This is a genomic window from Amycolatopsis sp. FBCC-B4732, from assembly GCF_023008405.1.
Taxonomy (GTDB): domain Bacteria; phylum Actinomycetota; class Actinomycetes; order Mycobacteriales; family Pseudonocardiaceae; genus Amycolatopsis; species Amycolatopsis pretoriensis_A.
Genome location: NZ_CP095376.1, coordinates 9,644,224 through 9,666,991 on the forward strand (window position 1 = coordinate 9,644,224; position 22,768 = coordinate 9,666,991).

The 22,768-nt window shown below is 70.1% G+C and carries 23 protein-coding genes and 1 riboswitch; of the genes, 16 read left to right on the forward strand and 7 right to left on the reverse strand.

Annotation, left to right across the window (positions count from 1 at the left end; all coding sequences use genetic code 11):
• The first annotated feature begins 50 nt into the window (after positions 1-50).
• From ychF to MUY14_RS44055, 4 genes are all read left to right on the forward strand, one after another.
• Positions 51-1,133: a redox-regulated ATPase YchF gene (ychF, locus tag MUY14_RS44040; protein WP_247018757.1), complete on the forward strand. Its 1,083-nt coding sequence runs from the start codon at positions 51-53 to the stop codon at positions 1,131-1,133.
• A 65-nt stretch (positions 1,134-1,198) separates the two neighbouring features.
• Positions 1,199-1,792, forward strand: coding sequence for an ArsR family transcriptional regulator (locus MUY14_RS44045; protein WP_247018758.1), 594 nt, complete (start codon positions 1,199-1,201; stop codon positions 1,790-1,792).
• Entirely contained in the window at positions 1,789-2,256 is a 468-nt protein-coding gene (locus MUY14_RS44050; protein ID WP_247018759.1) for a hypothetical protein, read from the forward strand. The genes MUY14_RS44045 and MUY14_RS44050 overlap by 4 nt, the downstream gene beginning before the upstream one ends.
• On the forward strand, positions 2,256-2,582 hold the full coding sequence (locus tag MUY14_RS44055; protein WP_247018761.1) for a hypothetical protein: 327 nt from the start codon (positions 2,256-2,258) through the stop codon (positions 2,580-2,582). Before MUY14_RS44050 ends, MUY14_RS44055 begins: the two co-directional genes overlap by 1 nt.
• Positions 2,583-2,793: 211 nt before the next feature.
• On the opposite strand, the gene MUY14_RS47060 is transcribed toward MUY14_RS44055, so the two are convergent.
• Together MUY14_RS47060 and MUY14_RS44060 are read right to left on the reverse strand one after the other, a co-directional pair.
• Positions 2,794-2,922 (reverse strand): hypothetical protein, encoded by a 129-nt coding sequence (locus MUY14_RS47060; RefSeq protein ID WP_281506229.1) that lies wholly within the window; start codon positions 2,920-2,922, stop codon positions 2,794-2,796.
• A 75-nt stretch (positions 2,923-2,997) separates the two neighbouring features.
• Entirely contained in the window at positions 2,998-3,282 is a 285-nt protein-coding gene (locus tag MUY14_RS44060; RefSeq protein ID WP_247018763.1) for a 4a-hydroxytetrahydrobiopterin dehydratase, read from the reverse strand.
• 32 nt (positions 3,283-3,314) lie between these two features.
• Positions 3,315-3,422: riboswitch (TPP riboswitch) on the forward strand.
• A 22-nt stretch (positions 3,423-3,444) separates the two neighbouring features.
• Here MUY14_RS44060 and MUY14_RS44065 point away from each other — a divergent pair.
• The 3 genes from MUY14_RS44065 to MUY14_RS44075 all read left to right on the forward strand — a co-directional run bounded on the left by MUY14_RS44065 (position 3,445) and on the right by MUY14_RS44075 (position 7,177).
• A complete protein-coding gene (locus MUY14_RS44065; RefSeq protein ID WP_247018765.1) occupies positions 3,445-4,494 on the forward strand; it encodes a thiamine ABC transporter substrate binding subunit in 1,050 nt (349 codons plus the stop codon).
• A gap of 113 nt (positions 4,495-4,607) precedes the next feature.
• Positions 4,608-6,164 carry an iron ABC transporter permease gene (locus MUY14_RS44070; RefSeq protein ID WP_247025523.1) on the forward strand — a complete coding sequence of 519 codons (1,557 nt, stop codon included), beginning with the start codon at positions 4,608-4,610 and terminating at the stop codon, positions 6,162-6,164.
• A complete protein-coding gene (locus MUY14_RS44075; RefSeq protein WP_247018767.1) occupies positions 6,164-7,177 on the forward strand; it encodes an ABC transporter ATP-binding protein in 1,014 nt (337 codons plus the stop codon). Before MUY14_RS44070 ends, MUY14_RS44075 begins: the two co-directional genes overlap by 1 nt.
• A gap of 44 nt (positions 7,178-7,221) precedes the next feature.
• On the opposite strand, the gene MUY14_RS44080 is transcribed toward MUY14_RS44075, so the two are convergent.
• The 3 genes from MUY14_RS44080 to MUY14_RS44090 are packed head-to-tail and all read right to left on the reverse strand — an operon-like array spanning position 7,222 to position 10,159.
• Positions 7,222-8,100, reverse strand: coding sequence for an ABC transporter permease (locus MUY14_RS44080; RefSeq protein WP_247018769.1), 879 nt, complete (start codon positions 8,098-8,100; stop codon positions 7,222-7,224).
• On the reverse strand, positions 8,097-9,071 hold the full coding sequence (locus MUY14_RS44085) for an ABC transporter ATP-binding protein (protein ID WP_247018771.1): 975 nt from the start codon (positions 9,069-9,071) through the stop codon (positions 8,097-8,099). The genes MUY14_RS44080 and MUY14_RS44085 overlap by 4 nt, the downstream gene beginning before the upstream one ends.
• Positions 9,068-10,159, reverse strand: a complete 1,092-nt coding sequence (locus tag MUY14_RS44090; protein WP_247018773.1) for an outer membrane lipoprotein carrier protein LolA — start codon at positions 10,157-10,159, stop codon at positions 9,068-9,070. Before MUY14_RS44090 ends, MUY14_RS44085 begins: the two co-directional genes overlap by 4 nt.
• A gap of 147 nt (positions 10,160-10,306) precedes the next feature.
• Between MUY14_RS44090 and MUY14_RS44095 the strand changes: the two genes are divergently transcribed.
• The 3 genes from MUY14_RS44095 to MUY14_RS44105 are packed head-to-tail and all read left to right on the forward strand — an operon-like array spanning position 10,307 to position 12,743.
• Entirely contained in the window at positions 10,307-11,023 is a 717-nt protein-coding gene (locus MUY14_RS44095; protein WP_247018775.1) for a response regulator transcription factor, read from the forward strand.
• Complete coding sequence (locus MUY14_RS44100; protein ID WP_247018777.1) at positions 11,020-12,342, forward strand: HAMP domain-containing sensor histidine kinase; 1,323 nt, start codon at positions 11,020-11,022, stop codon at positions 12,340-12,342. The genes MUY14_RS44095 and MUY14_RS44100 overlap by 4 nt, the downstream gene beginning before the upstream one ends.
• Positions 12,343-12,353: 11 nt before the next feature.
• Positions 12,354-12,743, forward strand: a complete 390-nt coding sequence (locus tag MUY14_RS44105) for a (deoxy)nucleoside triphosphate pyrophosphohydrolase (RefSeq protein ID WP_247018779.1) — start codon at positions 12,354-12,356, stop codon at positions 12,741-12,743.
• On the opposite strand, the gene trpS is transcribed toward MUY14_RS44105, so the two are convergent.
• Positions 12,736-13,701 carry a tryptophan--tRNA ligase gene (gene trpS, locus MUY14_RS44110; RefSeq protein WP_247018780.1) on the reverse strand — a complete coding sequence of 322 codons (966 nt, stop codon included), beginning with the start codon at positions 13,699-13,701 and terminating at the stop codon, positions 12,736-12,738. The genes MUY14_RS44105 and trpS overlap by 8 nt on opposite strands.
• Positions 13,702-13,882: 181 nt before the next feature.
• Here trpS and MUY14_RS44115 point away from each other — a divergent pair, with 181 nt between their 5' ends.
• On the forward strand, positions 13,883-14,182 hold the full coding sequence (locus tag MUY14_RS44115; protein WP_086859227.1) for a YciI family protein: 300 nt from the start codon (positions 13,883-13,885) through the stop codon (positions 14,180-14,182).
• On the opposite strand, the gene MUY14_RS44120 is transcribed toward MUY14_RS44115, so the two are convergent.
• Positions 14,179-14,331 carry a hypothetical protein gene (locus MUY14_RS44120; RefSeq protein ID WP_169734962.1) on the reverse strand — a complete coding sequence of 51 codons (153 nt, stop codon included), beginning with the start codon at positions 14,329-14,331 and terminating at the stop codon, positions 14,179-14,181. The genes MUY14_RS44115 and MUY14_RS44120 overlap by 4 nt on opposite strands.
• Before the next feature lie 193 nt (positions 14,332-14,524).
• Between MUY14_RS44120 and typA the strand changes: the two genes are divergently transcribed.
• The 5 genes from typA (at position 14,525) to MUY14_RS44145 (ending at position 22,749) form a co-directional block, all read left to right on the forward strand.
• Complete coding sequence (gene typA / locus MUY14_RS44125) at positions 14,525-16,450, forward strand: translational GTPase TypA (RefSeq protein ID WP_247018781.1); 1,926 nt, start codon at positions 14,525-14,527, stop codon at positions 16,448-16,450.
• Positions 16,451-16,786: 336 nt separating this feature from the next.
• On the forward strand, positions 16,787-18,523 hold the full coding sequence (locus tag MUY14_RS44130; protein ID WP_247025524.1) for an ABC transporter family substrate-binding protein: 1,737 nt from the start codon (positions 16,787-16,789) through the stop codon (positions 18,521-18,523).
• Positions 18,524-18,813: 290 nt separating this feature from the next.
• A complete protein-coding gene (locus MUY14_RS44135) occupies positions 18,814-20,625 on the forward strand; it encodes an ABC transporter family substrate-binding protein (protein WP_247018782.1) in 1,812 nt (603 codons plus the stop codon).
• Positions 20,626-20,810: 185 nt separating this feature from the next.
• Entirely contained in the window at positions 20,811-21,827 is a 1,017-nt protein-coding gene (locus MUY14_RS44140) for an ABC transporter permease (protein WP_247018783.1), read from the forward strand.
• Positions 21,820-22,749 carry an ABC transporter permease gene (locus MUY14_RS44145; RefSeq protein ID WP_247018784.1) on the forward strand — a complete coding sequence of 310 codons (930 nt, stop codon included), beginning with the start codon at positions 21,820-21,822 and terminating at the stop codon, positions 22,747-22,749. The genes MUY14_RS44140 and MUY14_RS44145 overlap by 8 nt, the downstream gene beginning before the upstream one ends.
• Positions 22,750-22,768 lie beyond the last annotated feature (19 nt).

Here is a 22,768-nt window from a genome sequence, read left to right on the forward strand (position 1 = left end):
GCGTCGGGTGCGTGGGGCCCGACCGGGGCAGCCACGTAGACTGCGGGGTCGTGAGCCTCACCCTCGGTATCGTCGGCCTGCCCAACGTCGGCAAGTCCACTCTGTTCAACGCGCTGACCCGCAACGACGTGCTCGCCGCGAACTACCCGTTCGCGACGATCGAGCCGAACGTCGGCGTGGTCCCGCTGCCGGATCCCCGGCTGGACAAGCTGGCCGAGCTGCACAAGTCGGAGAAGATCGTCCCGGCGGTCGTGTCCTTCGTGGACATCGCGGGCATCGTGAAGGGCGCCTCCGAGGGTGCCGGGCTGGGCAACAAGTTCCTCGCGAACATCCGTGAGGCCAACGCGATCTGCCAGGTCATCCGCGTGTTCGACGACCCGGACGTGATCCACGTCGACGGCCGGATCGATCCGCTGAGCGACATCGAGACGATCAACACCGAGCTGATCCTGGCCGACCTGCAGACCCTCGAGAAGGCCGTCTGGCGGCTGGAGAAGGAAGCGCGGACCAAGAAGGAAGCGAAGCCCGCGCTCGAGGCCGCGCAGAAGGCGAAGGAGATCCTCGACAGCGGGCGCACGCTCTTCTCGGCTCAGAAGGACGTCGACCTCGAACTGCTTCGCGAGCACAGCCTCCTGACGACGAAGCCGTTCCTGTACGTCTTCAACGCCGACGAAGGCGTCCTCACCGACGAAGCCCGCCGCGAGGAGCTGACCAAGCTGGTCGCCCCGGCGGACGCGGTGTTCCTCGACGCGAAGGTCGAGGCGGAGCTGCTGGAACTGGACGACGAGGAGTCGGTCCGCGAGCTCCTGGAGTCGGTCGGCCAGCCGGAGCCGGGCCTCTACTCGCTGGCCCGTGCGGGCTTCCACACGCTCGGCCTGCAGACGTACCTGACGGCGGGCCCGAAGGAGTCCCGCGCCTGGACGATCCCCCAGGGCGCGACGGCCCCGCAGGCCGCAGGCGTCATCCACACGGACTTCGAGCGCGGCTTCATCAAGGCGGAAATCGTCTCCTACGACGACCTGATGACCGCCGGCTCGATGGCGGCCGCCCGCGCGGCGGGCAAGGTCCGCATGGAGGGCAAGGACTACGTCATGACCGACGGCGACGTGGTCGAGTTCCGCTTCAACGTCTGACGCACGCCTGGTGAGCAAGAACTACTGAGTGTTGCTTTCATTCGGCGCAGGGTATGCTGCGTCCAATGAAAGCTTCGCCGAGTTTGCTGCCTTTGCTGCGTTCGCGCATGCAGGGCGAGCTGCTGGCGCTGGTCCTGCTGCACCCGGAGCGCGAATACAGCATCACCGAGCTCGCCGAGGCCTGTGGTGTCACGCCGACGGCCGTGCTGCGCGAGGTCGAACGGCTCGTGGGTGGCGGCATCCTGGAAGACCGGCGAGTCGGCCGGAGCCGGCTTGTCAAAGCCCGCACGGACACCCCGCTCTACCGGCCGTTGAGCGAGGTCATCGCGGTCACCTTCGGGCCGCTGCCGCTGCTCGCCGAGGCTTTGTCGGGTCTGACGGGTGTGCACGAGGCCTACATCTACGGGTCCTGGGCCGCGCGCTACCGCGGCGAACCGGGCCCGCCGCCCGGGGACGTCGACGTGCTCGTCGTCGGTTCGCCTGACCCGGACGTGCTCTTCGACCTGGCTGAAGGCGTGTCGCGCCGGCTGGGCCGTGAGGTCAACGTCCACCGGATCTCGCCGGCCTCGTGGGCGGCAGGCAGCACGGATCCGTTTCTCGTCAGCGTGCGTGAGCGTCCGCTGGTCCCGTTGTCCCTCGACCAGGAGCCATCCCGATGACCCCGTGGAACCAAGGGCGCGCCACGATCGACGCGCTCATCGCGCGCGGTTCCCTCGAACACGTCCCGGCTTCACGGGAAGCCGCGGAAGGGGAGCTCGCCAGGGCTCGTACCCACGTCGGTTCGGCGCGGCAGCTGCTGAACTCGGATCCGGAAGGCGCCTACACGCTGGCGTACGACGGCGCCCGCCGGGCTTTGGCGGCCATCCTGCAGAACCAGGGCCTGCGTGCGACGAGCCGCGGTGGCCACATCGCCGTCTACGAAGCGGTTCTCGCGCAGCTCGATCCGCCGCTGGGGCCGCTTCTGCGTCCCTTCAACCGGATGCGGGTTCGGCGCAACGAAGTCGCCTACCGTTCTTCCGTGGCACCTTCGGTGACTGCTGAAGATGTGACAGCCGACGTGGCGAAGGTCGAGGACCTCATCGGGGTCGCGGAGAAGGCGATCCCGAACATGTCCCGCTACTGATGGTGAGCCGCCCGCTCACGCGGAACGAGCGCGAGACCCTGGAAGTCCTTCTCGCGGGGGACTTCCCGGGCGCCGCTGAACTGCGGGTGCAGGCCGCCACCGCGAAGGTGAGCGGCCGCTGCGGTTGCGGGTGCCCGACCGTCGATCTCGAAGTCGATGCGGACGCGCCCACGTTCGAGGTCGCCGAGCGGGTGGCGGTCGAAGCCGACGTGCCGGGCGGCGGGCTCATCGTGTTCGTCGACGAAGGCCGGTTGTCGGCGCTCGAATACTGGACTGTCGAGGACGAGCCACCGGCCGCGTTTCCGGCACCGGAAGAGATCCGTTGAGAACGCCGCCGCTCGAGAAGTCAGAGCGGCGGCGTGGTCGAACTCAGCCGAGCAGGCCCATCAGGGCGATGGTGATCAGCACCACCGCGGGGGCGAGGGCGTTGATCCAGGCGCGCTGCGCGGAGGTGAGGGTGGCGGTGCTGTTCATGGCGTTTCCTAGGGCCGAAAACCGATGCTTCCGCCCTGCTCAGCGCGCTGATCTTGCGCTTCGTTAGCGGCTGTGATCGAACTCACCGGCATCCGGGTGACGGCGGCCCTTGGCGGTGAACCAGAGCACACCGCCGGCTGCCGCCACCATCGTCGCGAATGCTGCTGTGCCGACCACGATGGCCTGGGTCATGTCCGTCTCTCCTAGCAAAAGTCGTTTACCGAGAGACGTCGAACCGGCAAAAAAGTGCACTCAGAGTAACCAGGATCACAACGCCGAAAGCACCGAGTCGATCTCGGCCGCCAGGGAGAAGTCCTTCGCCGTCAGGCCGCCCGCCGAGTGCGTGCTGAGGCGGAACGTCAAGGTGCGCCAGCGGATGTCGATGTCCGGGTGGTGGTCGGCCGCCTCCGCCAGCACGGCCACGCGGTCCACCACCTCGATCGCCTGGGAGAACGAAGCCAGCTCCACCTCCCGGGAGATCACCGCTCCGGTACGCGTCCAGTTCGCGCCCAGTCGTCCGTCGGCCTCGGAGTCGCTCAAGATTTCCGTCATGTCTCCATGGTCGTCCGTCCTGGACTACGCTGCACGGTTGCCACGGGAGTCCGGTCAGCCGGGCTGAGAGGCGGGTCACCCCGCGACCGTTCGCACCTGACCGGATCATGCCGGCGAAGGGAGGGCTTCCTCTCCTCGTCCGGCGAAGTGCAGGAGGGGTAGATGAAACGCAGGGCTGTTCGCGCCGCGACGGCCATCGCCGTCGTCAGCGTCGTCGCCGCGGGGTGCTCGCTGTCGGACGGCGACGGTGGCACGCAGCAGACGCCCACCGTCACCCTCGTGACGCACGACTCCTTCCTGGCGCCGCAGGAGGTGCTCGACGCCTTCCAGAAGCAGTCGGGCATCAAGATTTCCGTGCTCAAGCAGGGCGACGCCGGATCGCTGACCAACAAGCTCGTGCTGACCAAGGCGAACCCGGTCGGCGACGTCGCGTACGGCGTCGACTCGACCTTCGCCTCGCGCGCGCTCAAGGAAGGCGTATTCGAGCCCTACACCAGCCCGGAAGCCGACCGCGGGCCGCAGCGCTACGCCGTCGATCCCGAGCACCGGCTCTCCGCCGTCGACGTCGGGGACGTCTGCGTCAACGTCGACACGAACTACTTCGCCACCAAGGGCATCCCGGCGCCGTCGAGCTACGACGACCTGGCCGACCCGAAGTACAAGGACCTCCTCGTCGCCGAGGACCCGGCCACGGCGTCGCCCGGGCTCGCGTTCCTCCTCGGCACCATCGCGAAGTACGGCGAGTCCGGCTGGCAGGGCTACTGGACGAAGCTGAAGGCCAACGGCCTCAAGGTGGTCAGCGGCTGGGAAGAGGCCTACACCAAGGACTTCTCCGGCTCCGCGGGCAAGGGGCCGCGGCCGATCGTCGTCTCGTACGCGTCTTCGCCGGCCGCCGAAGTCGGCGACGACGGCAAGCCGCGCACCAAGGCGCTGCTCGACACCTGCTACCGCCAGGTCGAGTACGCCGGCGTGCTGGCCGGCGGCAAGCAGACCGAAAGCGCGCGCAAGGTCGTCGACTTCCTTTTGTCGCAGCAGTTCCAGGCGACCGTCGCGGCCAACATGTACGTCTACCCGGCGCGCCAGGGCGTCGACCTGCCCGCGGGCTGGGCGCAGGTCGCGCCGCTGCAGCAGAAGCCGCAAGCGCTGACGGCGGACCAGGTGCAGGCCGGCCGGGAGAAGTGGATCGGCGAATGGCGCACGCTCGTGCAGTGACAGTGACACCCGAGGCTCCGCCCCGGGCCGGGGGCTCCGCCACCCGGAGCCCCCGCAAAGCAGCGGGGGCCCCGCCGAGAACCGCCCGCGGGCTCGGCCTGGCGCTGCTGGGGCTGGCCCCGATCGGGTTCCTGGTGGTCTTCTTCGCCTGGCCCGTGCTGGCGATCGTCGGGCGCGGGTTCGCCGAGGGCGGGCTCGACGTCGTCCTCGGCGACGCGCGGACCTGGCAGCTGGCCGGCTTCACCGTGGCGAGCGCGGCGGCGTCGACGGTGGTCGCCGTGGTCGCCGGGCTGCCGGTGGCGTTCCTGCTGGCCCGGGTGGAACTGCCCGGCGTCGGCCTGGCGCGGACCCTGGTGCTGGTGCCGTTCGTGCTGCCCACGGTCGTCGTCGGGCTGGCGTTCCGGGCGCTCTGGCCGGACGGCGGCGTGCTGCCGATCGTGCTGGCCAACGCCTTCTTCAACGTCGCGGTCGTCGCGCGCACGGTCGCCGGGCTGTGGGCGCGGCTCGATCCGCGGACGACCGACGCCGCCCGCGCGCTCGGCGCGTCCCCGTGGCGGGCTTTCCGCTCGGTGACGCTGCCCGCGCTGGCCCCGGCGGTCGCGTCCGCCGCGGCCGTGGTGTTCCTGTTCTGCGCCACCAGTTTCGGGGTCGTCCTGATCCTCGGCGGCGCGAAGTACCGGACGTTGGAAACCGAGATCTACCTGCGCACGGTCGACCTGCTGGACCTCTCGGGCGCGGCGGCGCTGTCGGTCATCCAGTTCGCGGCCGTGGTCGCCGCGCTGGTGCTCGGCGGGCTGGCCCGGCGGCGCAAGGACGGCGCCCGGATCGGCTCCGGCGGGCCGCGGCGGCCGAGAGGCGGCGAATGGTGGGGCGTCGGCGCGGCCGGCGTCGTGCTCGCCCTGCTGCTGACGCCGATCGTCGCGCTGCTCGCCGAGTCCGTGTCCACTGAGGACGGCTGGAGCCTCGCCGGGTACCGGGCACTGACGAGCACCGGCGAGAAGGGCGCGCTGCAGGTGTCCGGTTGGGACGCCGCGGTGAACTCGCTGAAGGTCGCGATCGACGCGACGCTGCTCGCGATGGTCGTCGGCGTGCTCGCGTCCGTGGTGCTGGTGGCGCTGCGGCGGTCGCCGTCGAAACCCGCGCGCGGGCTCGGGGAAACCATGGACGCCGTGCTGATGCTGCCGCTCGGCGTGTCCGCGGTGACCGTCGGCTTCGGCTACCTCGTCACGCTCGACGCGCTGCCCGGCGACCTGCGGACGTCGCCCTACCTCGTCCCGCTGGCCCAGGCACTGGTGATCACGCCGCTGATCGTGCGGATGGTGCTGCCGGTGCTGCGCTCGGTCGACGTCCGGCTGCGGCAGGCCGCGTCGACGCTCGGTGCGAGCCCGCTGCGCGTGTGGCGCGAGATCGACCTGCCGCTGGCGCTGCGCCCGCTGGTCGCCGCCGCCGGGTTCGGCTTCGTCGTGGCGCTCGGCGAGTTCGGCGCGACCAGCTTCCTGGCCCGCCCGACGGCGCCGACGCTGCCGGTGGCGATCGCGTCACTGATGGGACGGCCGGGGGAGCTCAACAACCAGATGGCGTACGCCGCGTGCGCGCTGCTGATGCTCGTGACGGTGCTGGCGGTCGCGCTGATCGACCGGCTCGGACGCGGCCGGGTGGGGGAGTTCTGATGGCGTTGTCGGTGCGGGACCTGACCGTCCACTACGGAACGTTCGCCGCGGTGCGCGACGCCCGCCTGGACATCGCGGACGGCGAAGTGCTGGCCCTGCTCGGCCCGTCGGGGTCGGGGAAGTCGACGCTGCTGCGCGCGATCACGGGGCTCGAGCCGGGCACGCGCGGTTCGGTGAGCTGGGACGGCGAGGACCTCGGCGCGGTGCCGGTGCACAAGCGCGGCTTCGGGCTGGTGTTCCAGGACGGCCAGCTCTTCGGCCACCGCGACGTCGCAGCGAACATCGCGTTCGGCCTGCGCATGCACGGCGTGCCGCGCGCGCAGTGGGCGCCGCGGGTCGCCGAGCTGCTGGCGCTGGTCGGCTTGACCGGCTTCGAAAAGCGGCGCGTCACCGAGCTTTCCGGCGGCCAGGCCCAGCGGGTCGCACTGGCCAGGGCGCTGGCACCGAAGCCGCGGCTGCTGCTGCTCGACGAGCCACTGTCCGGATTGGACGCCGGGTTGCGCGAGCAGCTGGCCATCGAGCTCGCGGAGCTGTTGCGGCGCAGCAAGATCACCGCGTTGCTGGTCACGCACGACCAGGAGGAGGCGTTCACGCTCGCCGACCGGGTGGCGGTGCTCGACGCCGGGGAGGTCCGGCAGGAGGGCGCGGTCCGGCGCGTCTGGCGCAACCCGGCCGACGACGACGTGGCCCGCTTCCTCGGGGTGACGACGTTCGTGGACGGCGTCGTGGCCGGCGGGCACGCGCACACACCCCTCGGTGACGTCGTCCTCCCGGACGTCGCCGACGGCCCGGTGCGGCTGGGCTTGCGGCCGCACGCGCTGCGGGTGGCCGCTTCCGGTACGGCCGGGGAAGTGGTGGAGGCCGTGCACCGGCGGGAGCACGTGCGGCTCGTGGTGCGCTCGAGTGAGTCCACAGTGGACGCGGTCGCGCCGGCGGCTTCGGATCTGCGTGCGGGCGACGCGGTGGCGCTCGAGCTGGACCCGGACGGTGTTGCTGTGGTCGGGTTGTCGTGAGTGTTTAGGGCGGTTAGAACCGCCCTAAACACTCACGAGGAGTCTCAGCCGTCGCGGGTGGAGAGCCTCGCGTAGGCCAGGGAAAGGCCGATGACGATGTAGCACACCGCGCGCAGCGCGCCTTCGCCGAGCATCTGCGTGCCCATCGGGTCCTGCAGCACCTCCGCCGGTGCCATCGACCAGTTCTGTGTCAGCAGGAACGGGTGCAGCCAGTCCAAAGAGGACAGAAACCCGAGGATGGTGAACACGATGTCGGTCGCCAGGACCGACGCCACCACCAGCATCGGGTGCTCGGTCCAGCTGGAGATCGCCAGCGCGACCGCGCCGACCGCCCACAGCTGGAGCACCACCCAGCCCGCCACCAGCAGGATCCGGGCCAGCGCGCCGCCGAGCGACAACGTCGTGCCCGACAACGTGAACAGCGAGTCCGTGCCGTTGATGATCAGCCCGGTCACGACGCCGGTCACGCACATCGCGAGCACCGAGACCACTGACACGGTCGCGACGCCGAACGCCTTGACCGCCAGGAGCCGGCCGCGGCCGACCGGGGCGATCAGCCAGCCGCGCAGCGTTCCGTGCGCCGTCTCGCCGGCGATCGCGTCCGCGCCCGCCATGGCCGAGGCCAGCGGGAGCAGCAGTGCCAGCGACATCACGATCGCCGCGATCGGCAGGACGAACGCGTTGTTGACCGCGGACGCCAGCAGCGCGCCGCCGCCCTCGTCCGGGCCGCCGCCGCTGCCCGGCTGGTCGTCGACCAGGGTCAGGCCGATGCCGATGATCACCGGGATCAGCGCCAGCAGCCCGAGCACGGCCAACGTGCGCGGCCGCCGGAAGATCCAGCGCAGCTCCGCGGCCAGCAGCCGGGGCAGCGGCACCGTGTCGTGGCCCGTGCGGGCCGCCGGTGCGTCGAGTACCGCGGTCATTCCGCCCCCTCCGTCAGCCGGGCGAACAAGTCTTCGAGCCCGGTGCGCGCCCGCGTCGCCTCGTGGACCGCGACCCCCGCGCCCACCAGGACCTGCAGCACCCGCGGTGCTTCCGCCGCCGTGAGGTCGACGCGGACGCCGTCCGGCGTCAGCCGGGCGCCGATCCGGTTCTCCCGCAGCACTTCCACCGCCTGCTCCGCGTCCGGCGTGCGGACCAGCAGGGCCGCGTTCCCGGACTCCAGCAGCTCCGCCAGCTCGCCCTGCGCGACGACGTTCCCGCTCTGCAGCACGGCGACGTGCGTGCAGGTCGCTTCGACCTCGGCCAGCAGGTGCGACGACACCAGCACGGTGACGCCCTCGGCGTGCAGCTCGGCGACGATCCTGCGGATCTCCCTGGTACCAGCAGGGTCGAGGCCGTTGGTCGGCTCGTCGAGCACGACCATCTTGCGCGGCACGAGCAACGCCGAAGCGAGCCCGAGCCGTTGCTTCATGCCGAGCGAGTAACCCTTGTACCGGCGGCGCGCGGCGACCGTCAGCCCGACGCGCTCCAACGCGGAGTCGACGGCGGCGGGGATCCCGGCCGAAGCCAGCCGGGGTTCCGCGGCGGCGAAGCGCAGCAGGTTGTCGCGCCCGGACAGGAACGGGTGGAAGCCCGGCCCCTCGACGAGCGCGCCGACGTCGGGCAGCGCGTGCGCGGCGGCGTCCGGCATCGGGCGGCCGAGCAGCTGGACCTCGCCCTCGGTCGGCCGGACCAGGCCGAGCAGCATCCGGATGGTGGTCGTCTTGCCCGAGCCGTTCGGCCCGAGCATCCCCACGACCGCGCCCTGCGGGATGTCGAGGTCGACGTGGTCGACCGCGACCGTGCTGCCGTACACCTTGCGCAACCCGCGCGTGCGCGCGGCGAGCGGGACCGCCGGGGCGGACGCCTCCGAAGAGACGTCCGCCCCGGACTCCACAGCCGTGCTGGTCACTTCTGACCCAGCGCTTCGTAGAGGACCTGCTCCGGCACCGCACCGGCGGCGAACCGGCCGTCGTCGGTCAGGACCGCGGAGCCCACCTTCGTCGTGACGAGGTAGCCGCTGCCCCAGGTGCCGCTGACCTTCTTGGCGAACCGCTCGAGCAGTGCCTTCGGGTCGGCCGGCGCACCCTTGCGCTCGCCCTGGGCCTTCGGCGCCGCGTTCAGCGCGTCCGCCGGGACCTTGCCGGTCACCACGGTGTCCCAGCCGTCGCCGACGACCTTGACGTCCTGCTTGGCCTGCTCGGCGAGGTCCTTGTGCTGCTGGTCGACCGTCGGCGTCTTCTCCTGCACCTTCGCGCCCTTCGGCGGGGTGAAGGTGAAGAGGTCGGCCGGCTGCTGCGTGAACCGGATCTCGCTGAACGCGACCTCGAGCGCCGGCGTCGACGTGCCGTTGCTCAGCACCGACACCCGCAGCGGCATGCGCGTCTGCGAGTCGACCGCGACGCGGATCTCGCGCAGCAGCGTCCGCTCGGTCGGCTTCGGCGTCAGGACCAGCTCGTACGCGGGGCGGTCGGCGACGGTCGCGGTGCCGTCGACCGACACCGTGCTGCTCTCGCGGACCTTCGCCAGCAGTTCGGTGGACGCCGTGACCGGGTCGGGCGTCTTCTCGCTGCCCGCGCCCTTCTGCTTGGCCACGTCGGCCGGGATGGTCACCTTGGTCGCGGTGTTGGTCTTGGAGCTGTAGTCCCACACGGTCGTGCCGTCGTGGACCACGGTCTCCTGGCTGGCCCCCTGCGTGACGGCGAGGCGGCTCTTGCCGGCGCCGTCGCTGAAGATGTGCGCCGAGTCCATGTTCAGCGCCGACGCGCCCGGCACCGCGTTCCCCACCGCGGGCAGGCCCAGGTCGTTGCTCACCTTCACGGTGCCGTCGAACGCGCCCGGCTTCGCCTTGACCACCGACTGGACCAGGTCCTCGGCGCTCACCTGCGGCAGCGCCGGCTTGTCGTCGGCGCTGGCCGGCATCGCGACGAACGCGAGCCCGCCGGCGCCGAGCGCGGTGCCGACGACCGCGGCGGTGATGCCCTTCGTCTTCGGTTTCATGCGTCTCTCCCTGTGGTGTTCCCGGGCCGAGTGTGCCCGGTTCCCTGGCCACGACGCTTCCCTCTCGAGGCTGAGATACCCCTGAACGTTCTCCCTCCCCGGCTGAGATCGTGCTGAGAGCCGCCGCACGACCTGCGCGAACCGGTCATGATGAACCTCGTGAAACCTCGGGTGCTGGTGGTCGACGACGAACCGGGCGTGCGGAAGGCGCTGCAACGCGGGTTGCGCGCGGAGGACATGGACGTGGTCACCGCCGCGGACGGGCCCACCGGGCTGCAGCTGGCGAGCACGGGCTCCTTCGACGTCATCCTGCTCGACATCATGCTGCCCGGCCTGTCCGGTTACCGCGTGCTGGAGCGGCTGCGCAAGGACGGCGTCACGACGCCGGTGCTGCTGGTCTCGGCCAAGGACGGCGAGATCGACCAGGCCGACGGCCTCGACCTCGGCGCCGACGGCTACCTCGTCAAGCCGTTCTCCTTCGTGGTGCTGGTCGCGCAGGTCCGCGCGACGCTGCGCCGGGCGGGGCCGGACGCGAGCCGCGGCACGCTGCGGCTCGGCGCGCTGGCCGTCGACCGCGGGCTGCGGCAGGTGCGCTGGAACGACGAGGAGGTCGGGCTGAGCCCGCGCGAGTTCGCGCTGCTCGAAGTGCTCGTCGGCCGCGCCGGCACGGTCGTCACGAAGGACGAGCTGCTGCGCGCGGTCTGGGGCGAGGAGCAGGCCGTGACGCGCAACCTCGTCGAGGTCTACGTCGGATACGTACGCCGTAAGTTGGACGCGGTCGGCGCGGGCGCGCTGCTGCGGACCGTGCGCGGGCACGGCTACCTGGCCTCGGACGCGCGGCTCGACGAGGTCATCACCCCGTGACCGGGTGGTGGCGGGGCCGGTCCCTGCAAGTGCGGATCACCCTGCTGGCCGCGACGATCACCCTGGTCTGCCTGCTCGGGCTGGCCGCGCTGGCCGCGTCGAACCTGTCGCCGCTGCTCATCGGCTCGGTCGACCGCGAGCTCTCGAGCGCACTCGGCCCGGCCGGCGCCGAGGTGGGCGCCGGGCGGCCGCTCTCCGGCGCGGCCCCGGTGACACTGCGGGTGCTGGACACCGCGGGCGCGCCGGTGGACGGCGGGACGCCCACCGGCCTTACGGTGTACGACATCTCGACGCTCAAGGCGGGCCAGCCGGTCCAGCGCGACGGCGCGCGGTACCTCGGCGCCGTCGTGAGCGCGCCGGACGGGGCGCAACGGCTGGTCGTGGCCGGTGCGGGCCTGGTCGGGTTCTCGGCCGCGGTGCACTACGGCGGGGTGTGGCTGGTCGTCGTCGCGTCGGTCGGCGCGCTGGTTGCGGGCTTCGCGACGTGGCTGGTGGTGCGCCTGTCGCTGCGGCCGGTCGCGCGCATGCGGGGTTCGGTGCGGGCGCTGCCGCCGGGCGCGCGGCTGGCGCTGCCGGACTCCCACGACGAGCTGCGCGCGCTCGCGGAGGAGTTCAACGCGCTGCTGGAACGGCAGGAGCAGGCCGCCGAGCGGCTCCGGCGGTTCACCGGCGACGCGGCGCACGAGCTGCGCTCGCCGGTCGCGTCGATCCGCGTCCAAGCCGAGGTCGCCGTGACGAACCCGGATCCGGAGCTGTCGCAGGAGACGTTGTCGGACATCCTCACCGAGGCCGAGCGGCTGTCGTCGCTGCTGGACGGGCTGCTGTCGCTGGCGCGGTCGGACGCGGGGGAGGTGCCGCCCGCCGCGCCCGTCGAGCTGGTGAGCGAGGTGCGTTCGGCGGTGGCCCGGCTGACGGCGGAGGCGCCGGAGACGCGGGTGAACACGGCGGTGGCGCAGGCCTGGGCGTCGTCCGCGCACGCCGAGGTGGAGCTGGTGCTGGACAACCTGCTGCGCAACGCCTGCCGCTACGCGCGCGGGGAGATCGTGGTGTCGGTGCTGGCGTCCCGCTCGACGGTCCGGGTGGTCGTCGACGACGACGGCCCGGGCATCGCGCCGGAGCACCGCGAGAAGGTGTTCGACCGGTTCTACCGGATCGCCGACGACCGGGCCCGCTCGTCCGGCGGCACCGGGCTGGGGCTGGCGATGGTGGCGGAGACGGTCCGGCGGCGGGGCGGCCGGGTGCAGGTGGGCGAGTCCCCGGACGGGGGAGCGCGGTTCGTGGTGGTCTGGCGCGCGGCCGTGGGAGAGGCTTCCGGGTAGATTCCGGGGCTGTGAACGGTGTGATCGTGGGTGCCGCCCTCGTGCGTGACGGGAAGCTGCTCGCCCAGCAGCGCGCCTGGCCCGCCGACCACGCGGGACAGTGGGAGCTGCCGGGCGGCCGGGTCGAAGCCGACGAGTCCGACGCCTTCGCGCTCGCCCGGGAGTGCAGCGAGGAGCTCGACGTCGTGATCGAGGTCGGCGCGCGCGTCGGGGACGACGTCCCGCTGCCGGGCGGGAAGGTGCTGCGCATCTACGCCGCTTCGCTCGTTTCGCCCGGTGGGGAGCCGCGGGCCGTCGAGCACCGGGCCGTGCGCTGGCTCGGGCCCGACGACCTCGACGACGTCGACTGGCTGCCCGCCGACCGGATCCTGCTCCCGGAACTGCGCGCGCTGCTCAGTTAGCGCCGATCATCCGCAGCGCCGCGTCGAGCCGGTGGGAGCCGCGCTCCCGAGCCCGTTCCGCACCCGCCTTGCGGACCCGGTCCAGCTCCGCGACGTCGTCGAGCAGCGTTAACGCTCGTTCACGCAGGGGCCGCAGCTCCTCGATCACCGCGTCGGCGACGGCGTCCTTCACCGCGCCATAAGACGTGAACTCCTCGGCCAGGTCCGCCGGCGAGCCGCCCCGGCAGGCGGCCAGGACCTCCAGCAGGTTCGCCATCCCCGGCCGGGTGTCCGGGGCGTGCACCGGCACCGAACCGCCGTCGGTGACCGCCCGGCGGATCTTGCGGCGGACCTGGTCCGGCTCGTCCAGCGCGAACACGACGCCGGCCGCGTCGCGCGTCGACTTCGACATCTTGCGCGTCGGGTCGGTGAGGTCCTTCACCCGCGCGCCCGCCGGCGGGAGGACCGCCTCCGGGATGGTGAAGACCTCGCCGTACGTGCTGTTGAAGCGCTTGGCCAGCGCCCGCGTCAGCTCGACGTGCTGCCGCTGGTCCTCGCCGACCGGGACCTCGTGCGCGCCTTGGAGCAGGATGTCCGCGGCCATCAGCGCCGGGTAGGTCAGCAGCGACAGCCGCACCCCGGCCTGGCCCTTGGACTTCTCCTTGAACTGGATCATCCGCGCGGCCTCGCCGTAGTTGCAGGTGCACTCCAGGACCCACGTCAGCGCCCCCAGCTCGCGGGCCAGGTCGGACTGGACGAACACCCGCTCGGGATCGATGCCGGCGGCGATCAGCACGGCGAGCTGCTCCCTCGCCAGTGACCGGAGTTTCGCCGGGTTGTGCGGGGTCGTCATGCCGTGCAGGTCGGCGACGAAGTACAGGTCGTCCGCGCCGCCCTCACGCGCCCAGCGGCGGACCGCGCCGAGGTAGTTGCCGAGGTGGACGTGACCCGACGGCGTGATCCCGGACAGCTTGCTCATATGTCTTCCCTTCGGGGAGGGACCACCCCGGAGAAGGCACGAAAAAAGGCCGCCCGTCCGGGGCGGCCGCTGGTGATCAGCGCAGGACTAGACGGCCGCCGAGGGCGGCCACCAGCTGGACGTCTGCGCGTGCATGCGGCGATCATAGGCGCGAAGGGGCTTGCGGGTCTACCGTCTAACCATGTATGTCGTCCTGCTGAACTACACGGCCCCGATCGAGCAGATCGACCTCGCGCTCCCGGACCACCAGGAATGGCTGAACAAGCAGTACGAACACGGCCACTTCCTCGCGTCCGGGCGGCGGAACCCGCGCGTCGGCGGTGTGATCATCACGCGTCCGCTGAACCGCGGGAAGCTCGACGCCATCCTGGCGTCCGACCCGTTCTGCGTGCAGCACCTCGCGCAGTACGAGGTCATCGAGTTCTCGCCGACCAAGACCGCTCCGGAGCTGCGCTTGCTCAACGAAGCGGTACCGCACTAGGCGGCCAGGTCCTGCTTCGCCTTCTTCAGAGCCAATACCGGGCACTTCTTGCAGCGCGGCTTCGACCGGCAGCACTTCTTCTTGACCTTGCCGGCCTTCATCAGCTTGCGCACGACCTTCCTGGGGTCGTCCGGCTGCTTCTTGCCCACGCGCACGCACCTTCCGGATCGGCGAGGTCACCGGGTCTCCACGTTAGGTGAGGCTAACCGATCTGGGGGCGTGGGGCTGCTCACAAACGCGTGGAAGGTATCCTTGGTGAGGTCCGCGTGTGACCAGAGCCGGTCACGGGATGCCTGACGGCTTGCGCGGCCACCCACACCTTTGAAGTTCAGGAGTCTTCGCGTGCCCGCAGCCAGCGCTACCGTCGAAACCGGCCGGCCGACCGGTAAGACCCGGCCCGACCTGCGCAACGTCGCGATCGTCGCCCACGTCGACCACGGCAAGACCACGCTCGTGGACGCGATGCTGCGCCAGTCCGGCGCCTTCGCCGAGCGGGCCGAGCTCGTCGACCGCGTGATGGACTCGGGGGAGCTCGAGCGCGAAAAGGGCATCACGATCCTCGCGAAGAACACCTCGATCCACCGCCAGACGCCCGAGGGCTCGGTGACCATCAACGTCATCGACACCCCCGGCCACGCCGACTTCGGCGGCGAGGTCGAGCGCGGCCTGGCCATGGTCGACGGTGTCGTCCTGCTGGTCGACGCCTCCGAGGGCCCGCTGCCGCAGACCCGCTTCGTGCTCCGCAAGACCCTCGAGGCCCGCCTCCCGGTGATCCTGCTGGTCAACAAGACCGACCGGCCGGACGCCCGGATCTCCGAGGTCGTCGAGGAGACCCACGACCTGCTGCTCGAGCTGGCCAGCGACATCGAGGACGCCGACCACGACGCGATCCTCGACCTCCCGGTCGTCTACGCCTCCGCGCGCGCCGGCAAGGCGAGCCTGGAGCAGCCCGCCGACGGCGAGATCCCCGAGAGCGAGAACCTCGACCCGCTGTTCGACACGCTGCTCCGGCACGTGCCGCCGCCCGCCGCCGACCTCGACGCGCCGCTGCAGGCGCTGGTCACCAACCTCGACGCGTCCAACTTCCTCGGCCGCATCGCGCTGATCCGCATCCACGCCGGCAAGCTGCGCAAGGGCCAGACGGTGGCCTGGATGCGCGAAGACGGCAACGTCCAGAACGTCCGGATCTCGGAGCTGCTGGTCACCGAGGCGCTCACCCGCGTCCCGGCGACCGAGGCCAGCGCCGGCGAGCTGGTCGCCATCGCGGGCATCCCGGACATCACCATCGGCGACACCCTCGCCGACTCCGAGAACCCGGTGGCCCTGCCCCGGATCACCGTCGACGAGCCCGCGATCTCGATGACCATCGGCGTCAACACCTCGCCGCTGGCCGGGCGCAACGGCGGCGACAAGGTCACCGCGCGCCTGGTCAAGGCCCGCCTCGACCAGGAGCTGATCGGTAACGTCAGCATCCGCGTGCTGCCGACCGAGCGCCCCGACACCTGGGAGGTCCAGGGCCGTGGCGAGCTGGCGCTGGCCATCCTCGTCGAGCAGATGCGGCGCGAGGGCTTCGAGCTGACCGTCGGCAAGCCGCAGGTGGTCCTGCGCACGATCGACGGCAAGCTGCACGAGCCGTTCGAGCGCCTCTACATCGACTCGCCGGAAGAGCACCTCGGCGCGATCACCCAGCTCCTGGCCGCCCGCAAGGGCCGCATGGAGGACATGAGCGGCAACGGCACCGGCCGGATCAAGCTGGAGTACGTGCTCCCGTCGCGCGGCCTGATCAGCTTCCGCACCGACTTCCTCACCGAGACCCGCGGCACCGGCATCGCGAACCACGTGTTCGAGGGCTACTTCCCGTGGGCGGGCGAGATCCGCACCCGTCACAGCGGCTCCTTGGTCGCCGACCGGACCGGCCCGGTCACCGCGTACGCGATGATCCAGCTGGCCGACCGCGGCACCTTCTTCGTCGAGCCGGGCGCCGAGGTGTACGAGGGCATGGTCGTGGGCGAGAACCCGCGCTTCGAGGACCTCGACATCAACATCACCAAGGAGAAGAAGCTGACCAACATGCGTCAGTCCTCCGCCGACGTGATGGAGACGCTGGCCCGCCCGCGCAAGATGGGCCTGGAAGAGGCGCTGGAGTTCTGCTCCGTCGACGAGTGCGTCGAGGTCGCGCCGGAGGTCGTCCGGGTCCGCAAGGTCACCCTGGACGTCAACACCCGCGCGAAGGAGCGCTCGCGCGCGAAGAGCCGCGACAACGGCTGACCGTTTCGAGAACGCGAAAAGCCTCCCGGTGCGAGCCGCCGGGAGGCTTTTTCGTCCCTGCTCCCGCTACCCCCGGTGCAAAGGCGGCGAACGGGTTGTCACGAAATGCGGTTGCCTTCTCCTTATATCTTTATAGGGCGGTGGGTGGCGTTCGCGCGTGTTCCGCCGTTCCGGAACGGTCCGGGAACCCGGACGGTGGTTCGCGCGTCTTTTCCAGAGCGCCCACCTTGGGGCGGTGAGCCCGGCCGATCCGGGTATGGGAATCTCGGTTCCGGCCGCGAAGGCGGGCGTGGGAGCATGGCTGACCCGATCGGCGGAATCTGGGAGGAACGGGGCGTGCGGGTGAATCGCAAGGCGGTGCCGGTACTGGCACTGGCGGCCGTGCTGCTCACCTCGTGCTCGAACACCCCGCCACCGCCGGTGGTGTCCTCGTCGGTCGCGCCGGTGTCGACCACCGGCAAGACCCCGTCGCAGATCGTCGTCGGCGTCGACGACGTGCTCGGCGGGTACAACCCGCACAACCTCGCGGACTCGTCCCAGGTGACCTCGGCGCTCTCGCAGCTGCTCCTGCCCTCGGTGTTCCGGCAGAAGGACGACGGCAGCAGCCAGCTCGACAAGAACCTCATGAAGTCCGCCCAGGTGGTCTCGCAGCAGCCGTTCGTCGTCGCCTACGAGATCCGGCCGGACGCGTCCTGGTCCGACGGCGCGCCCATCGCCGCCGAGGACTTCGACTACCTGCGCACCCAGATGCGCGACCAGCCCGGCGTGCTCGAACCCGCCGGCTACCGCCAGATCTCCGACCTGCAGTCCCGCGAGGGCGGCAAGCGCGTCGAGGTCACCTTCGCCAAGCCGTACCCCGGCTGGCAGGCGCTGTTCTCCGGCCTGCTGCCCGCCCACCTGCTCAAGGACGCCCCCGACGGCTGGCGCGGGGCCCTCGCGGCGAACTTCCCGGCCGTCGCCGGCCCGTTCTCGATCAAGAGCATCGACACCGCCCGCGGCGAGGTCATCCTCGAGCGCAACGAGCGCTACTGGGAGAAGCCCGCGGCGATCGACCGGATCGTGCTGCGCCGGTCGGACCAGAACACCCTGCTGGCCGCGCTGCAGAGCGGCAACGACCAGTTCGCGCTGGCCAGGACCACCGGCGACGAGCTCAAGCGGCTCGGCGAGCTGGGCTCGGCCGTGCGGCTGCACACGGTCGCCCGGCCGGTGGTGGCCGGCGTGCTGCTGCGCCCGGTCAGCGCCACCCTGCAGGACGCCCAGGTCCGCGCCGGGGTCGCCGCGTTCGTCGACCGGACCAAGCTGATCACCGAAGGCGTGGCCGGCGGCCCGTCGTCGGCGCTGCACGCCGACGCCCAGGTCAAGGCGCCGTCGGAGGCCGGGTACGCGGCGACCATCCCGCCCGGCCCGCCGACCGCCCCCGACGTCGCCAAGGCCGAGGAGTCGCTGAAGGCGGCCGGCTACGCCAAGACCGCGGGCACCTGGCGCAAGAACGGCAAGGCGCTCTCGCTCGTGATCGCCTCGCCGGGCACCCAGGAGCCGTACGCGTCGATCGCCAAGGAGCTCACCGCCCAGCTCGTCGCGCAGGGCATCGAGGTCAACGCGATCACCCCGCAGCCGCGCGACCTGTTCGGCGGCCTGCTCGCGATGCCGGTCGTCGACGGCGTCCAGCAGCCGACCGGCGACTCGGCGGGCAACGTCGGGATCGACATCGCGGTCGTGCCGCAGGCGGTCGGCGGCGACCCGGCCTCGGTGCTCGCCTCGAACTTCGGCTGCCGCCCCGAGCAGACGGTCACCGGAACGGACCCGGCCAAACCCGTCGTTCCGGGCAATTCGGCGGGCTTCTGCGACCCGGCGCTGCAGCCTTCGATCGACGCGGCGCTGTCCGGCTCGACGCCGATCACCGAGGCGCTGACCACCCTTGAGCCTGAACTTTGGCGCCAGAACGTGGTACTTCCGCTGTTCCAATTGGCTGACACCCTGGCGATCGGATCCGGCATCTCGGGCGTCACGCCGGGTCCCCCCATGGTGGGCCCGTTCGGGTCCGCGGTGAACTGGACTCGCGGCCCGAAGTAATCGCTCGACTACGCATTCAGTACTACCGGGTGATCTTTACGGACGCCTTCGAGTGGGTGACTTTGAATCCGTGAGGTAACCGTCGTATTTCTGGATGTCCACTGGAAGTCACCCTTTGGTCACGATCGACCCTGAACTGGTGACTGTCGGTGCTTTTCCTTTCTAGCGTGCACCCGCAGTGCGCCAGTTGAGTGTCGCTTGGCGTGTCGTAGGCTCCGGCCCATCCAAACCGGAGCGGTGTGGGCCCTTGTCCCGATATTCAAGGGCTCAGTGCTAGGAGGGCACACTTCATGAGGAGATCCAAAGCAGTCTCCGCTTTGTCGCTCGTCGCGGGCGCTTCACTGCTGCTGAGCGCCTGCAGCGGTGGTGATTCGGGTTCGGGCAACACCGATCAGAACGGATCGTCGACCGACGTCAAGGCGATGGCTGTCGGCAAGGCCGAGACCGGTGACCTGTTCAAGCTCGCGGACACCCCGGGGTACGACGGCACGGTCACGATCGGTATCGACGACGGGTACTCGGGGTACAACAACCAGACCCCGGACACCAACAGTTCGTACAACAACTACGTCCTGACCGCGGTGCTCTCCGGTACGTTGAGGCTCGACGGCAACAACAAGGTGCTGCTGAACAGCGACGTCTTCGAGTCGTGGGACATCACGACGAAGGACCCGCAGCAGGTCACCTACAAGATCAAGCCGAACGTCAAGTGGTCGGACGGGCAGCCGTACGACTGCAAGGACCTGTACCTGGCGTGGCTGTCGCAGAGCGGCCTGGCGAAGGGCCCGGACGGCAAGAACCCGTTCAACTCGGCCTCGACCACCGGGTACTCGCTGATCAAGACGGCGACGTGCAAGGACAACCTGACCTTCGTCACCGACTACAGCGAGCCCTACCTCGACTACAAGGGCCTCTTCAACGCGCCGGCGATCATGCCCGCGCACATCCTCGAGGCCAAGACCGGCATCGCGGACATCACGAAGCTGGCCCCGACCGGCGACCCGGCGCAGATCAAGGCCGCCGGTGACTTCTGGTCGAACGAGTGGAAGGGCTTCAAGGCGGACATCATGCCGTCGTCGGGCCCGTACAAGATCACCGCGTTCGACGCCAACCAGAAGGCCGTCACCCTCGAGAAGAACCCGACCTGGGTCGGCGGCAAGGGTGGCCCGTCGAAGATCATCGTCAAGGCCATGGAAGACACCAAGGCCATGGCGACCGCGCTGCAGAACGGTGAGATCGACGTCGCGGCGTCGACCCAGCCGGACGCCACCGCGGCCCAGACGATGAAGGGCCTCGCGGCCCAGGGCGTGGTCTACGGTTCGGCCCCGCAGCTGACCTACGAGCACCTCGACCTGAACTTCAAGCGCATGTTCGCCGACAAGGACCTCCGCAAGGCGTTCCTCGAGTCGGTCAACCGCAAGGAGATCACGGACAAGCTGCTCAAGGAGGTCCAGGCGGACGCGGAGCCGCTGAACAGCGTCGTCTTCTTCCAGGGTGAAGAGGGCTACACCGACCTGTACAGCAGCAAGGCGGGCCTGGGTGCCGACGCGGCGGCCAAGACGCTGACCGACGCCGGCTGGGTCAAGGGCGGCGACGGCATCTTCGCCAAGAACGGCGTGCGTGCCTCGTTCAAGATCACGCACAACCAGAACGCCCGCCGCAGCCAGACCGTCGAGATCATCATCTCGCAGGCCAAGGCGGCCGGCATCGAGGTCAAGGACGAGACCGACGCCAACTTCCTCAAGGGTGGCCGCGTCTCGACCGGTGACTACGACGTCGCGCTGTTCGGCTGGTCGGCCCAGCCCTTCAAGGCGGAGTCGAAGTCGATCTACGTCTGCCCGGACAACGGTGGTGAGCAGAACTACCAGTCGCTGTGCGACAAGAAGATCGACGACGCCTACACCGCCGCGGTGAAGGCGACCGACGAGCAGGTCAAGCTGCAGAAGTACCAGGAGGCCGACAAGGCCATCGCGGACGACTACGCGACCCTGCCGCTGTTCCAGACGCCGAGCATGTGGGCGTTCAAGGGCATCGACCGCGTCTACATGCAGTCGTACGACGGTGTGCTGTGGAACGTCGGCGAGTGGGAGCAGAAGAAGTAGGGCTCGTCCCGCCTCTTCTTTCCCCTCGCTCCAGATGACCTGGGGGTATCGGGGTCCGGCCACGAGCCGGGCCCCGGTACCCACCGGAAGTAGCTGTTGACCGTAGGGTTACCGCCACTACGGTAGACAACCGGGTAGCGGTCCAGCGCACTTCTGACGACCAGGCCCGGATGAGGAGCAGTTCGTTGAACCTGGTGATCTACATCTTTCGCCGTCTGGCGATATCGATTCCCGTCCTCCTGGTCGGGACTTTCTTGTGTTTCGTCATGGTCGCCGGCACCGGCGACCCGCTGGGCGAGCTGCGCCAGAACCCGCAGATCAGCAAGGAAGCGCTGGCCGCCACGGCCACCAAGCTCGGTCTCGACCAGGGCATCATCCCCCGCTACTTCTCGTGGCTCGGTGACTTCCTGACCGGCGACTGGGGCATCTCCATCGCCCAGGGCAACGCCCTCGCGCCGGTCGCCCCGAAGGTGATGGCCGCGCTCGGCGTCACCTTCAAGCTGGTCGTCGGCGCCGAGATCCTCGCGCTGATCATCGGCATCATCATCGGCGTGCTCGCCGCGGTGAAGCAGTACTCGATCATCGACTACATCGCGACCACCCTCGCCTTCCTGCTCTTCTCGATGCCGATCTTCTGCGTCGCGATCGTGCTGAAGCGCTACGCGATCGAGATCAACGGCTGGGTGCGCGACCTCGGCCTGTCCGACGTCCTCGGCAACCCGTGGCTGCGCACGACCAGCCCGGAACAGCTGAAAACGGACGGCGTCGGGGACTTCATAACCAGCACGATCGGCGCGTACCTGCTGCCGACGCTGTCGATCATGGCGATCAGCTTCGCCGCGTACAGCCGGTTCCAGCGCGCCTCGATGCTCGAGGTCATGGGCTCGGACTACGTGCGCACCGCGCGTGCCAAGGGCCTCCCCAACGGCCGGGTCATCTTCCGGCATGCGTTCCGCAACGCCCTGATCCCCGTGACGACGCTGTTCTCGGTGAACTTCGGCTCGGTCCTGGCCGGCGCCATCATCACCGAGACGGTCTTCAACTGGCACGGCATGGGCACGTTGCTGGTCGAAGCGGTCACGAAGAACGACACCCAGGTCATGATGGGCTGGCTCGTGGTGATCGCCTCCCTCGTGATCATCGCCAACCTGATCGCCGACCTGATGTACGGCATCCTGGACCCGAGGATTCGCGTTGGCTGACTTGAACTCTCTTCTCGCGACCGAAAAAGCGACCGCCGACGGCACGCTCCCGCCGGACGCGCTCCCGGAACCGCGGAGCCAGGGCAAGCTGGTCCTGCGGAAGTTCCTGCACCACAAGCTGGCGATGGCGTCGACGGCGGTGCTGGTCCTGATCGTGCTGATCAGCGTGATCATGCCGATCTTCTGGAAGCACGGCTACCAGGACAGCTCGTTCCCGTCCTTCGCCAAGCCCAGCGGCGACTTCCCGCTCGGCACGACCCAGGTCGGCAAGGACATGGTGTCGCAGGTGCTGCGCGGGACGCAGTACTCGCTGCTGATCGCGCTCACCGTGTCGATCCTCGCGACCGTGATCGGCGTCGTGTTCGGCGCGGTCGCCGGTTACCTGCGCGGGTTCACCGACTCGGCGATCTCCCGGGTGACGGACCTGTTCCTGATCATCCCGCAGATCGCCGCGGCGGCCATCCTCGCCAAGGTGTTCGGCGGCGGTACGTGGTACATCGTCGCGCTGGTGCTGTCCGCGTTCGCGTGGATGCCGATCGCCCGGATCACCCGGGCCGAAGCGATGTCGCTGTCCCAGCGCGAGTTCGTCGACGCGGCGCGCGCTTCGGGGGCCGGCATTTTCCGGATCATCTTCAAGCACCTGGTGCCGAACATGGTCGGCAGCATCACGGTCAACGCGACCCTCGCGGTCGCGCAGGCCGTGCTGGCGGAAGCCGCGCTGTCGTTCATCGGCCTCGGTGTCCAGCTGCCCGACACTTCGCTGGGCCGCGTCATCCTGGAGAACTACGCCCAGCTGCAGACGCGGCCGGCGCTGTTCTTCGGGCCGTTCATCGTGCTCGTGCTGATTTCACTGACGATCAACTTCATCGGTGACGGTCTTCGCGACGCCTTCGACCCGCGCCAGCGGAGAATGAAGGCCTGAACGCACGACGCGGGGGTGA